Annotated in this window: 12 protein-coding genes and 2 tRNA genes; 7 read left to right on the top strand and 7 right to left on the bottom strand. The window is 65.8% G+C overall.

From position 1 onward, the window contains the following. The first annotated feature begins 53 nt into the window (after window positions 1–53). Entirely contained in the window at window positions 54–572 is a 519-nt protein-coding gene (locus tag QNO00_RS02905; RefSeq protein ID WP_284023572.1) for an acyl-CoA thioesterase, read from the top strand. Beyond that, entirely contained in the window at window positions 569–1264 is a 696-nt protein-coding gene (locus QNO00_RS02900; protein WP_284023571.1) for a DUF8185 domain-containing protein, read from the top strand. The genes QNO00_RS02905 and QNO00_RS02900 overlap by 4 nt, the downstream gene beginning before the upstream one ends. A gap of 40 nt (window positions 1265–1304) precedes the next feature. On the opposite strand, the gene QNO00_RS02895 is transcribed toward QNO00_RS02900, so the two are convergent. Together QNO00_RS02895 and QNO00_RS02890 are read right to left on the bottom strand one after the other, a co-directional pair. Next, the gene (locus QNO00_RS02895; RefSeq protein ID WP_269439166.1) at window positions 1305–1718 is read right to left on the bottom strand and encodes a globin; all 414 of its coding nucleotides are present in this window, start codon (window positions 1716–1718) and stop codon (window positions 1305–1307) included. Between the two features lie 71 nt (window positions 1719–1789). After that, window positions 1790–2515, bottom strand: coding sequence for a mechanosensitive ion channel family protein (locus QNO00_RS02890; RefSeq protein WP_284023570.1), 726 nt, complete (start codon window positions 2513–2515; stop codon window positions 1790–1792). Window positions 2516–2610: 95 nt separating this feature from the next. Here QNO00_RS02890 and QNO00_RS02885 point away from each other — a divergent pair, with 95 nt between their 5' ends. After that, the gene (locus tag QNO00_RS02885; RefSeq protein ID WP_284023569.1) at window positions 2611–3615 is read left to right on the top strand and encodes an NAD-dependent epimerase/dehydratase family protein; all 1005 of its coding nucleotides are present in this window, start codon (window positions 2611–2613) and stop codon (window positions 3613–3615) included. On the opposite strand, the gene QNO00_RS02880 is transcribed toward QNO00_RS02885, so the two are convergent. Both QNO00_RS02880 and pepN read right to left on the bottom strand, forming a co-directional pair. Then, entirely contained in the window at window positions 3616–4095 is a 480-nt protein-coding gene (locus QNO00_RS02880) for an OsmC family protein (protein ID WP_229965408.1), read from the bottom strand. Between the two features lie 102 nt (window positions 4096–4197). Continuing rightward, window positions 4198–6750 (bottom strand): aminopeptidase N, encoded by a 2553-nt coding sequence (gene pepN, locus QNO00_RS02875; RefSeq protein ID WP_229965409.1) that lies wholly within the window; start codon window positions 6748–6750, stop codon window positions 4198–4200. A gap of 264 nt (window positions 6751–7014) precedes the next feature. Here pepN and QNO00_RS02870 point away from each other — a divergent pair, with 264 nt between their 5' ends. Together QNO00_RS02870 and QNO00_RS02865 are read left to right on the top strand one after the other, a co-directional pair. Beyond that, window positions 7015–7491, top strand: a complete 477-nt coding sequence (locus QNO00_RS02870; RefSeq protein WP_284023568.1) for a ribose-5-phosphate isomerase — start codon at window positions 7015–7017, stop codon at window positions 7489–7491. A gap of 16 nt (window positions 7492–7507) precedes the next feature. After that, on the top strand, window positions 7508–8395 hold the full coding sequence (locus tag QNO00_RS02865) for an Fpg/Nei family DNA glycosylase (RefSeq protein ID WP_284023567.1): 888 nt from the start codon (window positions 7508–7510) through the stop codon (window positions 8393–8395). 11 nt (window positions 8396–8406) lie between these two features. Here QNO00_RS02865 and QNO00_RS02860 read toward each other — a convergent pair whose 3' ends face one another. The 3 genes from QNO00_RS02860 to QNO00_RS02850 all read right to left on the bottom strand — a co-directional run bounded on the left by QNO00_RS02860 (window position 8407) and on the right by QNO00_RS02850 (window position 11280). Next, window positions 8407–10077 carry an HNH endonuclease gene (locus QNO00_RS02860; RefSeq protein ID WP_284023566.1) on the bottom strand — a complete coding sequence of 557 codons (1671 nt, stop codon included), beginning with the start codon at window positions 10075–10077 and terminating at the stop codon, window positions 8407–8409. Between the two features lie 314 nt (window positions 10078–10391). Next, window positions 10392–10853, bottom strand: coding sequence for a Fur family transcriptional regulator (locus QNO00_RS02855; RefSeq protein WP_284023564.1), 462 nt, complete (start codon window positions 10851–10853; stop codon window positions 10392–10394). Window positions 10854–11209: 356 nt separating this feature from the next. Further along, window positions 11210–11280, bottom strand: a tRNA-Gly gene (locus QNO00_RS02850). 141 nt (window positions 11281–11421) lie between these two features. Between QNO00_RS02850 and QNO00_RS02845 the strand changes: the two genes are divergently transcribed. Both QNO00_RS02845 and tig read left to right on the top strand, forming a co-directional pair. Continuing rightward, window positions 11422–11495: transfer RNA gene (locus tag QNO00_RS02845), tRNA-Pro, on the top strand. Between the two features lie 55 nt (window positions 11496–11550). After that, entirely contained in the window at window positions 11551–12930 is a 1380-nt protein-coding gene (gene tig / locus QNO00_RS02840) for a trigger factor (protein ID WP_284023563.1), read from the top strand. Window positions 12931–12956 lie beyond the last annotated feature (26 nt).

Raw genomic sequence — 12956 nt, 5'->3', positions numbered from 1 at the left:
GACCCAAGCCGGGCGTTTACCGCGCTGCCCCGCAGGTTTGAGAGGATGGGGTCATGCCTATCAACCGCTTTCCGATCCAGTTGCGCTTTGGCGACGAGGATTCCAACGGGCACGTGAACAATGTGCGCTTTGTCCAGTTCCTGGAAGAGGCGCGCGTGCGCCTGGGCCTGATGCCGCTGGGGGAGGAGCTATTCCCCGAAGCCGGCGGGCAGAGCTTCCGTTCCCTCACCTCCCGGGCCGGGATGGCGGTGGTGGCACGGCAGGAAATCGAATACCGGTCCCCGCTGGTATACCGGCAGGAGCCCGTCTGGGTGGACATCTGGGTGACCGGGATCGGCAGTTCCAGCCTGACGTACGGCTTTCGGATTGCCGACGACGACGGCGGCCGGGTTTATGCCTACGCGCAGAGCACACTGGTGATGGCCGATGCTGAAAGCGGCCGTCCGCAGCAATTGTCCGATCTGCAGATCCGGGTTTTGGAGAGCTGGCGAGGGGAACCGGTCCCGTTCCGGGGCGGCAATGCCGTGCCGGACCGCACGGGTGCCGCCGAGCCGAGCGGAGCAAACCGATGACCGCCCGGCCCGAAACACCTCCGACCGGACTGGTCCTCGCCGACCCGCAGGTCACCGCGGATCTTCGCACCTTCGTCATCCGTTCCCGCGCCGCCGACGACGGCGCGGTGCGGCTGCAGGCCGTCGGCGCCGTGCTGGCCGCCTACGTCTGCGTTCTGCGGCCGCGGGCGCTGGGGGAGGACCTCCCCACGGTGTTGGGAATGCGCACCATGCCCTTGGCCGAGCCGGCCAGCCTCGACACCGTCGTGTCCCTGGCTTCCATTGCCGACCGGCTGGCACGAATGGGTGAAACCGACACGGTGCTTCCGGTGCCGCCCATGACCGTCACCGAGAGCTGGACGGGCGTGGGCGCGCCGCGCAGCGGATGGGAACGCGGCGACGATGTTCCCTTCAAGCTGCTGGAGCAGGCGGCGCACCGGGGCATCCGGGAAGTCGCTGCACTGGTCCCCGCCAGTGCCGGGGCGCCCGTCGTCAATACCGCCCGCGGCGCCGTCTGGGGCCGGCCTCTGCCGGATACCGCTGCTGCCATTCCCGCCGGAGCGGCGTTCGCGGCGCTGACGCTTGGCTTCCTCCCCGGAGAGGGCAGCGCTGCCGGCGGCAGCGCAGCGACCTTCAGGTGCGGCCGGTGGACCCGGCTGAGCATGCCCCGCGGCCATGTACTGGTGCGTTCGGCTTCCGTCCTGGAATTCTGAGCGTCGGAGGCTCCCGCGCCGGGGAACCAGAGCACGGGAGCTAGGCGGAGTTGACCATGGAGTGGGCGGCCCGCTCCAGATAGTCCCACAGTGTTGCCTCGTGCAGCGGAGCCAGTTCCAGGGTGTCCACGGCAGCCCGCATGTGCTTGAGCCAGGCATCCCGGGCCTGGGGCGTGACGGTAAAGGGCATATGGCGCATCCGCAGCCTCGGGTGTCCCCGCTGGTCAGAATAGGTCCGCGGGCCGCCCCAGTACTGCTCGAGGAACAGCTGCAGGCGCTCCTTGGCCGCGGTCAGGTCCTCTTCGGGATACATGGGACGCATGAGCGGATCGTCGGCGACGCCGTCGTAAAAAGCGTCGACCAGCTTAGTGAAGGTTTCGTGCCCGCCGACGGCCTCAAAGAAGTTCTCGGTGTAGGTCGGCTGGGAAAATCCCGGCTGGCCTGACAGCGGCAGCCGGGAGGCTGCCGGAGGTACGGGGGACACAGGCAGCGGGGGCCGGTTCTCGGAAGGTGTTGCCGGGGTGGTCACAATGAGTCTCCCTTGCTGGAAGCCGAGGCGGAGGAAATGGGTGCGGCAGGCGCGGCAGCTGCAGGTGCGGCGGCGTCGGCAGCCTTTGCCGGGCTCTGCTCCGGCTCACCGGCCGGATCAGAGAAGTTGCCCTGGGACCGGTTGCCGACCTTGGCCAGCTCGCCGTTGCGGATGTACCAGATGACGCCGCGGGCATCGACAATCCGGGTGATCCGGATGCCCACTGACTGGACGGTTCCGATGGTGTCGCCGACCTCAATCACGTCCCCGATGCCGTACTGGTCTTCAATGGTAATGAAGAATCCGGCCAGGGCGTCGCGGATGAGCTCGCGCGCACCGAAACCGAGGGTGATGCCGACAATACCCACGCTTGCGATGAGGGGCGCGACGTCAATGCCGACGGCTTGGAGGACCATGATGATCACTGTCGTCCAGATGAACAGGCTGACTGCACTGCGCAGGAGCGCGCCAATCGTGTCCGCACGCTGCGCCCGGCGCTTTTTGTCCAGGTTGCGCATGACCGGCGCGGCCCACTTCAGCTTCGAGGAGCTGAAGAGCGCGTAGCCCTTCTGGGCGCGCTGGACAACACGGTTGATCAGGAACGTTGCTGCCGTCCAGACAAGCAGGCCGATCAGAATAATGACACCGGCCTGGATCAGGCCGGGCCAGTCAAAGTTCTCGATCTTTATGGACGATGTTTCAATTTCTCCGGCGGTCAGCAACGGACGGTTACCATCCCTTTCGTGTGGGGAAGCAGGCTGCCGTACACGGAAGCATGCTGCGGGCACAGACAAGGCTACCGGGGTAGGCTCCGAACATGCGCATCCTTATTCTCGGCGGAACCGTCTTCCTTTCCCGTGAGGTCGCCCGGCAAGCTGTTGCCCGCGGCCATGATGTCACCTGCCTCGCCCGGGGCGAGTCGGGGCCGCCCGTGACCGGCGCGGCCTTCGTGAGCGCTGACCGTGACGCCGGCGCAGCCGCATACGCAGAGCTCGACGGCGGCTGGGACGCAGTGATCGACGTCGCCCGCAAGCCGCAACAGGTCCGGGAAGCGCTCCTGGCGCTGGCGGGAAAAAGCAGCCACTGGTCCTTCGTGTCCAGCGCGTCGGTCTATGCAGCCCACGACAAGCCTGGCGCTGATGAAAGTGCCGAGCTGCTGGCACCGATGACCGCCGTTGACGGCGTGTACGCAGAGCCCGCGGACAACGAGTACGGCGAGGGCAAGGTCGCCTGCGAGAACCTGGTGCGGGACCTGGGCCCGGCCAAAACGCTGGTGACCCGTCCGGGCCTGATCGCGGGACCCGAAGATGACAGCGACCGATTCGGCTACTGGCCGGCACGCCTGGCCCAGGAACGCAGTCCGGTGCTGATCCCTGCCAATGCCGAAGTCATGACGCAGACCATCGACGTGCGTGACCTGGCACTGTGGCTCGTCACCGGCGCCGAGGAGGCCGTGACCGGCAATTACAACGTGATGGGGCCGTCGGTCCCGTTTGGCGAGCTGCTGACACTGGCTGCCGCTGCCTCCGGTTTCCACGGCAGCTTCCGCAGCGCCGATCCGCAGTGGCTGCATGAGCAGGGTGTGGCATATTGGGCCGGGAGCGAGTCGCTGCCGCTGTGGCTGCCGGAGAAGGGGTACGACGGGTTTTCCACCCGGTCCACCGCGTCCGCGCTGGCGGCCGGACTTAGCCTGCGCCCGGTCGAGCACACCATCCGTGACGTCCTCGGCGACGAGCAGGACCGCGGCCTGCACCGGGAACGGAAGTCCGGGCTTTCAGCTGCCCGGGAAACTGCTCTGCTGGCGGCCCTGGAGACGCTCTAGTCAGCTGCCCTCGATGGTGGTTTCGGGTTTGTGCAGCACCGGAAAGTTCACGCTGCGGGCAATGAAGCACAACCGGTTGGCTTCGGCATGCAGGCCCTCCGCTGCGGCTGTGGAATCGCCGGCGGCAACCGTTACCCGGGGGCGGAGCACGGCCCCGGTGAATTCACCGCTGCCGTCCCGGTTTAGCCGAAGGGTTCCCTCGGCGTCGTCGGCGTAGGCGAGGACGGTGATGCCGTTCTTCACCGCCACGTGCAGATAGGAAAGCATGTGGCACTGGGACAGCGCGGTGAGCAGCAGCTGCTCGGGGTTCCAGCGGTCGCGGTCGCCGTGGAACGTGGGGTCGGCAGTGCCGGCCAGATCCGGCAGTCCGTCGGCCCTGATGATGTGGTCGCGGCCGTAGCCCCGGTAGCTGGCAGTGCCCGTCCCGCGGTTCCCCGTCCACTCCAGGGAGATGGCGTAGCGGTGTTCGGAAAGATCCATAACTTGCTGACCTTCTTCCTGGTCGGTGAAAAGATGCGTGGTGGGAACCGCCCGCCCCGGAGCCCCGCAGAATGCTGCGGGGCTCCGGGCCAGTGGTGATTTCTACTTGTCGGCTGCCTGCGCCTTCAAGGCGCGGACCACTCCGTCGCGGCTTTCCAGGATCAGGCGGCGCAGCGAAGGTGCTTCGTCGCCCAGGGACTCCAGGAAGGCATCCGTGGCATCCACGGTGGCCTGGGTGGTCAGCCGTGACGGGTACAGGCCCGTGACGATCTGCTGGGCGATTTCGTGCGTCCGCGAGCTCCAGACTTCGCGCACGGCAGCAAAGTACTTTTCGGCGTACGGCTCCAGCAACGCTGTGTCCTTCACCCGGCTGAAGCCGACGATCGCCGAACGCTGGGCGGCGTTGGGCATGTCGGTGCGCTCAACAATGGCTTCCCAGGCAGCCGCCTTGGCTTCAGCGGTGGGCAGAGCGGCACGGGCCATGGCGGCGGCGAGCTGTCCGGTGGCCGTGGCGTCCTTGTCCAGCTCTGCAACGATGTCGGCCTCGCCCATGCGCCCGCCGGCCACGAGGCCGGTCAGGAGTTCCCAGCGCAGGTCTGCGTCAATGTGCAGGCCCTCCAGGGTCTGGCTGCCGGAGAGCAGCCCGGCCAGCGAGTCCAGATGTTCTTCGGTCACGGCGTGCCCGGCGAAGGACTTCACGAACTGCAGCTGGGAGTCAGAGCCGGGCGCTGCCGCGCCGGCCAGATCCCACACGCTGTCGGCAGCTGCGGCGGTCATGGCCTCGCGGTCTGCCGGCGACACGTAGAAGGCTAGGGTGGTGGCCAGCTGACGCAGCAGCACCTGAACCACCGAGGAGTCGGATTCGGACCCGATGTTCTGCAGCACCAGTTCCACGTAGTTGCGGGCCGGGATCTCGCCGTCGCGCGTTGCGTCCCAGGCGGAAGCCCAGACGAGCGTGCGGGGCAGCGACTCGGAGATGTCCCGCAGCCGCCGGACAGCGGTGTGCTCCGACGCGGCGTCCAACCGGATCTTGGCGTACGCCAGGTCATCGTCGTTCAGCAGCAGCAGGTCCGGACGCTGCCGGCCAACCAGCTCCGGCACGTCGGTGCGTTCGCCGTCGATGTCCAGCTCCAGGCGGTGGGTGCGGTGCAGCTTGCCGTCGTGCCCGACGTCGTAAAAACCGATCGCCAGCCGGTGCGGCCGCAGGGTCGGGTATTCAGGCACGGCGCTCTGGAGGATGCCGAAGGAGGTGATGGCGCCGTCGTCGTCCACCTCCAGTTCGGGCCGAAGCGTGTTCACTCCGGCGGTCTCGAGCCACAGCTCGGACCATTCCTTAAGGTCCCGCCCGCTGGCCGTTTCCAGCTCGGAGAGCAGGTCCTTGAGCTCGGTGTTGCCCCAGGCATGCTTGCCGAAGTACTCGCGCACCCCGGCCATGAACTGGTCCTGCCCCACCCAGGCTACGAGCTGCTTGAGCACTGAGGCACCCTTGGCGTAGGTGATGCCGTCGAAGTTCACCTGCACGTCTTCCAGATCGCGGATCTCGGCGACGATCGGATGCGTGGTCGGAAGCTGGTCCTGGCGGTAGGCCCAGGCCTTTTCCATGGAAGCGAAAGTGGTCCACGACTGCTTGAATTCAGTGGCGTCCGCTGCGGCGAGGGTGGACATGAATTCCGCGAAGGACTCATTCAGCCAGAGGTCGTTCCACCAGCGCATCGTCACCAGGTCGCCGAACCACATGTGGGCCAGCTCGTGCAGGATGGTGACGGCGCGGCGCTCGACGGTGGCGTCGGGGACGCGGGAGCGGAAGACGTAGCTCTCGAGGAACGTCACCGCACCGGCGTTTTCCATCGCGCCGGCGTTGAACTCCGGCACGAAAAGCTGGTCGTATTTCTCGAACGGGTACGGTGTGCCGAACTGCTTTTCGTAGAATTCGAAGCCCTGCCGGGTCAGCTCGAACACGTTCTCGGCATCCAGATGCTGCATCAGCGACTTGCGGGCAAAGACGCCGAGCGGAATGGTGCGGCCGTCGGAGCTGGTGAGCTGGCTGCGCACGGACTGATACGGACCGGCGATCAGCGCGGTGATGTAGGAAGAGATCCGCGGCGTCGGGTCGAACGACCAAGTGGCGTTCTTGCCGCCCTCTTCCAGGGAGCCGGCCGGAAGCGGCTCGGGGGTGGGGGAATTGGAAATAACGTCCCAGTGCGAGGGCGCAGTAACAGTGAAGCGGAAGGCTGCCTTCAGGTCCGGCTGCTCGAACACGGTAAACATGCGGCGGGAGTCCGGAACCTCGAACTGGGAGTACAGGTACACCTCGTTGTCCACCGGATCCACGAAACGGTGCAGGCCTTCGCCGGTGTTCATGTAGAAGGCATCGGCCTCGACAACGAGCTCATTGGACGCGGCAAGCTTGGGCAGCTGGATGCGGACGCCGTCGGACACCTCGGCGACATCCAAATCCACGCCGTTCAGAGTGACGCGGTGGACCGCTGCGGTGACGGCGTCGATGAACGTGGAAGCGCCCTGCCGGGCGGAGAACCGAACCACGGTGGTGCTGCCGAAGACCTCATCCCCGCGGGTGAGGTCCAGATTCACGTCATAGGAATCGACACTGATCAGTTCTGCGCGTTCACGGGCTTCGGAGCGCGTGAGATTCATACCTGGCAAGGTGTTGCCTTTCCAATATGCGAAGGGGTGTCTGCCGGCCCGTGGAAATCGGCTTGGCGACTTTAAACAATTGCAACATTGTCTCACTGGTTGGCGCTCAGAAAAGAAAGGAACTGCATATTGGCGGCAGAAAATTGCTGGGTGCTGGCGGCCGCCCCGCCGGTGCCGGTGACTGCTCTGCCCATTATTTGTGCCCGCCGGTCAGCGGCTAGGCTGGTACCGCAGGATTTCCCCACCACACGAAACGGATGGAACATGCGCGTCCACATAGCAACCGACCACGCGGGCATGGAACTCAGTGCCCACCTTCTGGCTCACCTTCGGGACAAGGGCTACGACATGGTGGACCACGGCCCGCAGGCCTACGACGCCGAGGACGATTACCCGGAGTTCTGCATCGCTGCCGCCGAAGCCGTGGTGACCGATCAGCAGAGCGGCATCGACTCTTTGGGCATCGTGCTGGGAGGCTCGGGCAACGGTGAGCAGATCGCCGCCAACAAGGTCCGCGGCATCCGTGCGGCGCTCGCCTGGAATCTGTCCACCGCCAAACTGGCCCGCGAGCACAACGACGCCAACGTGATCGCCGTCGGCGGCCGCCAGCACACGGTGGACGAAGCCACGGAAATCATCGAGGCGTTCCTGGCGGAGCCCTACAGCAACGCCGAGCGCCACAACCGCCGGATCGCAAAAATCGCCGAATACGAAACCACCGGAACCATCGCGGGCTCCTGATGCCTGAGGTGTCCTGATGCCGGAAGGGCATTCGATTCACCGGCTCGCCCGGCAGTTCAGCTCGGTGTTTGCCGGGCAACGGCTTGAAGTGTCCAGTCCGCAGGGACGGTTCTCCGCAGGAGCTGCCCGTCTCGACGGCCGGGTTCTGGTTGATGCGGCGGCGCACGGCAAGCAGCTCTTCCTGGGCTTCGACAATGACCTGTTCCTGCGCATCCACCTCGGTCTCTACGGCGCCTTCGATTTCGGCGGTGACTCGACCTTTCTGGGAGCATCCAGCATCGGTGCACCGCGGAAGGTGGGGGAGCGGGAGGTAGCATCCGAGGACGACGGCGCCGCCTATGCAGGTCCGCCTGCTCCCAAGGGCGCGGTCCGTGTGCGTCTGGTGTCGCCGCACGGCTGGGCGGACCTTCGCGGCCCCACGGCATGCGAGGTGATCACCGACGCCGAGCGCGCCGCAGTCGTTGCGCGCCTCGGCCCCGACCCGCTGCAGGACGGCGCCGATGAAGCGGACTTTATTGCCCGGCTCCGCCGGCGTGCTTCTCCGGTGGGCTTGCTGCTGATGAATCAGGAGATCCTGGCCGGGGTCGGCAACGTCTACCGTGCAGAGGTGCTCTTCCGGCAGCGGCTCTCGCCCTGGCGATTGGGTCGGGACGTGGGGGAGGAGGAAGCGGCGGCGCTGTGGGCCGACATTGTCTCCGTTATGCACGACGGCGTAGCCCAAGGCAGGATCATCACCACCTTGCCGGCAGACCGGGAGAGCCAGGCCGATCCGGTTCCCCGCGAGGAAGCGCACTATGTCTATCAGCGCACCGGCCTGCCCTGCCGGCGGTGCGGCATGACCGTTGCCGGCACCGAGATGGGTGCCCGCAAGCTCTACTGGTGTCCGGTCTGCCAGGAGCACTGACAGAAGCGGAGTCATGGTGCCGGCAGCATCGGCGCTGTGGAAGCACGGGAAGCAGCAGATGATTGCGGGAGTTGCGGCGCCGTGGACCGGTAGGTGTGTCCGGTAGGAGTGATTGTGTCCACTGTGTGGCGGTCCGGTTGGCGATCCCCGACCGCGTGTGCGCTCCAGCCTGGTGCTTCCTTGGCCTGGTTGCAGGCCTCGCAGAGTCCTTGAATGTTCTCGGCACTGGTTGGTCCGCCCTCGCGGACGGGGGTGATGTGGTCGTAGTGCCGGATCGGTGCTCCGCACCACGGGGTCCGGCAGATCTGGTCGCGGGCTGCGATTAGCCGGGCCAGGCCGCCGGGGACGAGGCGTGCCCGGGAATCCATCGCGGTCAGCTGCCCGGAGTTCGGTGCGACGTAGAGCCGGCGGAGCCAGACTTCGGTGCGCGGATCCGGACGCCGCGCCACCGTACCGCAGCCGGCTGTGGCGCCGCCCGGATCAAGGGCGGGACCATGGGCCTGATTGGGTGCGGGACCACGGGCCTGATTAGGGGCAGGACCACGGGCCGGATTAGGGGCGGGACCCCGGGCCGGATTAGGGGCGGGACCCCGGGCCTGGTCTCTGTCCCCGGGATCCGGGCTGTCCGGGCTGGGATCGTCCGGAACCGGGTCGGGACCGCGGATCAGGTCCCGGGCCCACTGCGCCGGAACGATTCCGTATCCGGCCAGCACGGCCGGTTCGGCTCCGTCGGGCACGAAGGATTCCGTTTGCCGGCCGGCTGCTATCCCGCCACAGTTCGCGGTCCCGGGGTCTTTGGTGTCCGCAGATGTCCTGGCAGCGTCCAGCTCCGCAGCCGTGTCCGCAACCGTATTCGTGCCCGTGTCCGTATTCGTGCCCGCGTCTGTGCCCGTGCCTGTGTTTGTGTTTGTGTCTGGCGGCAGGATGCCGTGCAGCAGGGTCCGGTCCGTCATGATCAGCTGCACCTCGACCCGCACGTCCTCCGCGCGGGCCTGTCCGGTGGTGCGTTCCACGAGGGTGTCGGCCATGATCTGGCCCTTCGTCCGCGGATCCCCGGCAGCCCGCAGCCGGTCCGCGTCCCGAGTCAACGCCGCGAACACGCCCACCCCCTGGGCAACCGGCAGCAACGCGGTCAGATACGTCATGGTGTCCGGGGCCGGACGGCAGGACACATACCGTTGGGAAACGGCATGCGCGGCACGGTTGACCACGGCATGCGGGTCCAGACCGTAGGACAGGGACTTGATCCGGGCGATCAGCTTCCGATCTCCGAGCTGTTCCAGTTCCGCGGGGTTCCCGGCGATCTGTTCATCGACTTTATGCCGGTCGGCCAGGGTCAGGCAGGCGGTCTCGCGGACCAGGAGCGTGGCCCGCCACTCGTTGATCACCCCGGTGGAGAGGGCGTGCAGGGTGTGCGGCATTTCGGTGGTCAGGATCCTTGCCAGGCCCAGCAGTTTGGCACCGTTATGCGGAGAGTCCCGGCGCGCCAGGGCCAGTTGCGCGGCCACGCCCCGGCCCAGCTGCTCGGCCTTCAGGCCGGCCCGGGCCTGGGCGCGGCGGGTGGAAGCGTCGAAGGCCGCCGCGGCCTTGGCCTGGGCGGCGGCGATGACGCACTTCAATTCCTCCAACGCCCGGATCTCGTTGATCAGGCAGACCCGCTCCGCAGCCTCCAAATCCTCCACACCCCTGGAAGGGCGGACGCCAACTCCGGTAGTCCCGGCAGCGGGGACAACCCCACCTAAGAGGACACCGGGACCAACGCCGGAGGCCGGCAACGACCCAGTGCTCAACGCGTTGAGCGACACACTGGAAGCGTCGGGGCCGGGAGTTCGGCTGCCGTCTTTGCCAGCTGGGGAGTAGTACATGTCTTCTATTTTAGTGATCCGAACCACAGTTACTGCGGTGGGCCATTACTGGACACTTACTCGAAAATCCACCTGGCACGGTGAACTGCTGCTGAACTGGGATGGCCATGGGGCACCCCGGTCCGATGGGCCTAATGCGGCTCCAGACAATCGGCACACAGTCCGCGCAGGACCACCTGGGCGGAATCCACTCGGGCTCCCGGGATGTTCATGTCCAGCAGCGGCGGAACCTCGCTGCCTGCAGGGACATCGGTGATTGTTCCGCAATCGCGGCACAGGAAATGGTGGTGATCGCTGCCGCGCAGCTCGTACAGGGTGGTTCCGGGGCCGGCCTGCACCACTTGGACAAGTCCGGCATCCACCAGTGCCCGCAGGGCGTTGTAGACGCTTGTGCGCTGGACGGTTCCGCCGTCGGCTGCGAGCATCCCGGCCAGATCATCCGCTGACCTGTGCCCTCCGGACACCGCGAGAGCGCGATATACGTCGAGACGGGGGATGGTCGCACGGAGCCCTTCGTGCCGCAGAGCCGCACTGACCTGGAGTGCGGTGAGCGCCGGTCCGGCAGGGCCTGCGTGGGCAGTCGTTTGGGCCATCTCATTCACCTCCGCGGAACTGGGTTGGATCGTGGCAAGAGTTTAGCGGTCCGGACGGCGCAAAAAGCACAGGCGCGCAAGACGCAGGTTCCCGAGTCCCGGTTCCCAAGTACGGGCGCCAGGCCCCAAAGTTCTAGGCTCCCAACACGCTGGCTCCCAGCACCCAGGCTCCCAACACCCAGGCTTCCAGGCTCCCAGGCACGGCTGCCCCAGTCCGGCCCTCGCAAACCAAAGATGCGCGAAGGACGAAAGGAAGGTGATGGCACAGTTATGGGACAGACGGGACAAATGAAAAAGGCCCCCCGCCGAAGCGGAAGACCCTTTCAAAGCCGGCAACAGCCGGATATATTCTCCTGAGGGGATGACGGGAATCGAACCCGCGTGATCAGTTTGGAAAACTGAGGCTCTACCATTGAGCTACATCCCCCGGCGCCCTAAGGCAGGTTTTACCTTAGCACGGTAAAACAGTGGTTCGGAAATCCCCTGCCGAACCGGGCTTCCGGGAGGTTGGGGCCACACCCAATTGTGCACATGTCCCTGCATGCCGGTAGGCTGTCAGTTGCACTGACGGGGTGTAGCTCAGCTTGGAAGAGCGCCTGCTTTGGGAGCAGGAAGTCGCAGGTTCAAATCCTGTCACCCCGACTCTGTAGTACACATGGTGCAGACCCAATCCCAGAACCCTCAGGAGAACTACGCTGTGAAGAGCGCTGTAGAAAACCTCACACCCACGCGGGTAAAGCTCGTTGTCGAAGTTCCTTTCGAGGAATTGAAGCCGAGCATCGAAGAGGCCTACAAGACCATCGCCACTCAGGTGCAGGTGCCTGGCTTCCGCAAGGGCAAGGTCCCCAACAGGCTCATCGACCAGCGCGTTGGCCGCGGCTACGTTCTGGAAACCGCCATCAATGACGGCCTGAACGGTTTCTACCAGGAAGCTGTATCGGAAACGGGTATCCGTCCGATGAGCCGCCCCGAGGTGGAAATCAGTGAAGTTCCGGACCCCGCCACCGACGAGGGCCAGCTGGTCTTCAACGTCGAGCTGGATGTCCGCCCCGAAATCGAGCTCCCGGACTACTCCGGCCTCGAGGTCACCGTTGAGCCGGCTGAAGTTTCCGACGACGACGTCACCAAGGCACTGGACGAGCTGCGCGGCCGCTTCGGCACCCTCAAGACGGTTGACCGTCCGGCCGCCGACGGCGACTTCCTCACCATGGATCTCGTAGCCAAGGTTGGCGAGGAAGAAATCGATTCCGCTGCAGACCTTTCCTACCAGGTCGGCGCCGGCACCATGCTCGAGGGCATGGACGAAGCAGTCACCGGCCTGTCCGTTGACGAGTCCGCAACCTTCGAGACGAAGCTTGCCGGCGGCGAGCACGCCGGCGAAGACGCCACCGTCACCGTTACGGTCAAGGCCGTCAAGGAGCGCGAGCTTCCCGAGGCCGACGACGACTTCGCCCAGCTGGCCAGCGAATTCGACACCATCGAAGAACTCCGCGAAGACCTGACCAAGCGCGCTGCAGAGTCCAAGCTGATGGAGCAGGGCGTCGAAGCCCGCGACAAGGTCCTGGAGAAGCTGCTGGAAATGATCGAGGTTCCGGTTCCGGAATCCGTCATTGAAGAGCAGCTGGAACAGCACTTCAACTCTGAGAGCGCACACTCCCAGGGCGAAGACCACGACACCGAAGAGCACCGTGCAGAAGTTCGCGAGAACACTGCCGCAGCCTTCAAGAACGAAATCATCCTTGACGCTGTTGCCGACAAGGAAGAGGTAGGCGTCAGCCAGAACGAGCTGATCGACTACATCGTCTCCGCCGCCGGCCAGTACGGCATGGATCCGAACCAGTTCGCGCAGCTGATCGACCAGAGCGGCCAGGTCCCGATGATGGTTGGCGAAGTCCGCCGCCGCAAGGCCCTCGCCAAGGTTCTGGAGCAGGCCAAGGTCACCGACACCGCAGGTGTCGAGATTGACCTGAGCGACTTCGTCCGCCCCGCCGGCGAAGAAGCCCCCGTTGCAGACGCTGAAACCGAAGCCCCCGAGGCTGAGGTTGCCGAAGAGTCGAAGACCGGCGACAAGGCATAATCTTCCCGCCGGGGAACAACTGAACG

It is taken from the genome of Arthrobacter sp. zg-Y1219 (assembly GCF_030125545.1).
Lineage (GTDB): Bacteria > Actinomycetota > Actinomycetes > Actinomycetales > Micrococcaceae > Arthrobacter_B.
This window is presented reverse-complemented; position numbering and strand designations above follow the sequence as displayed.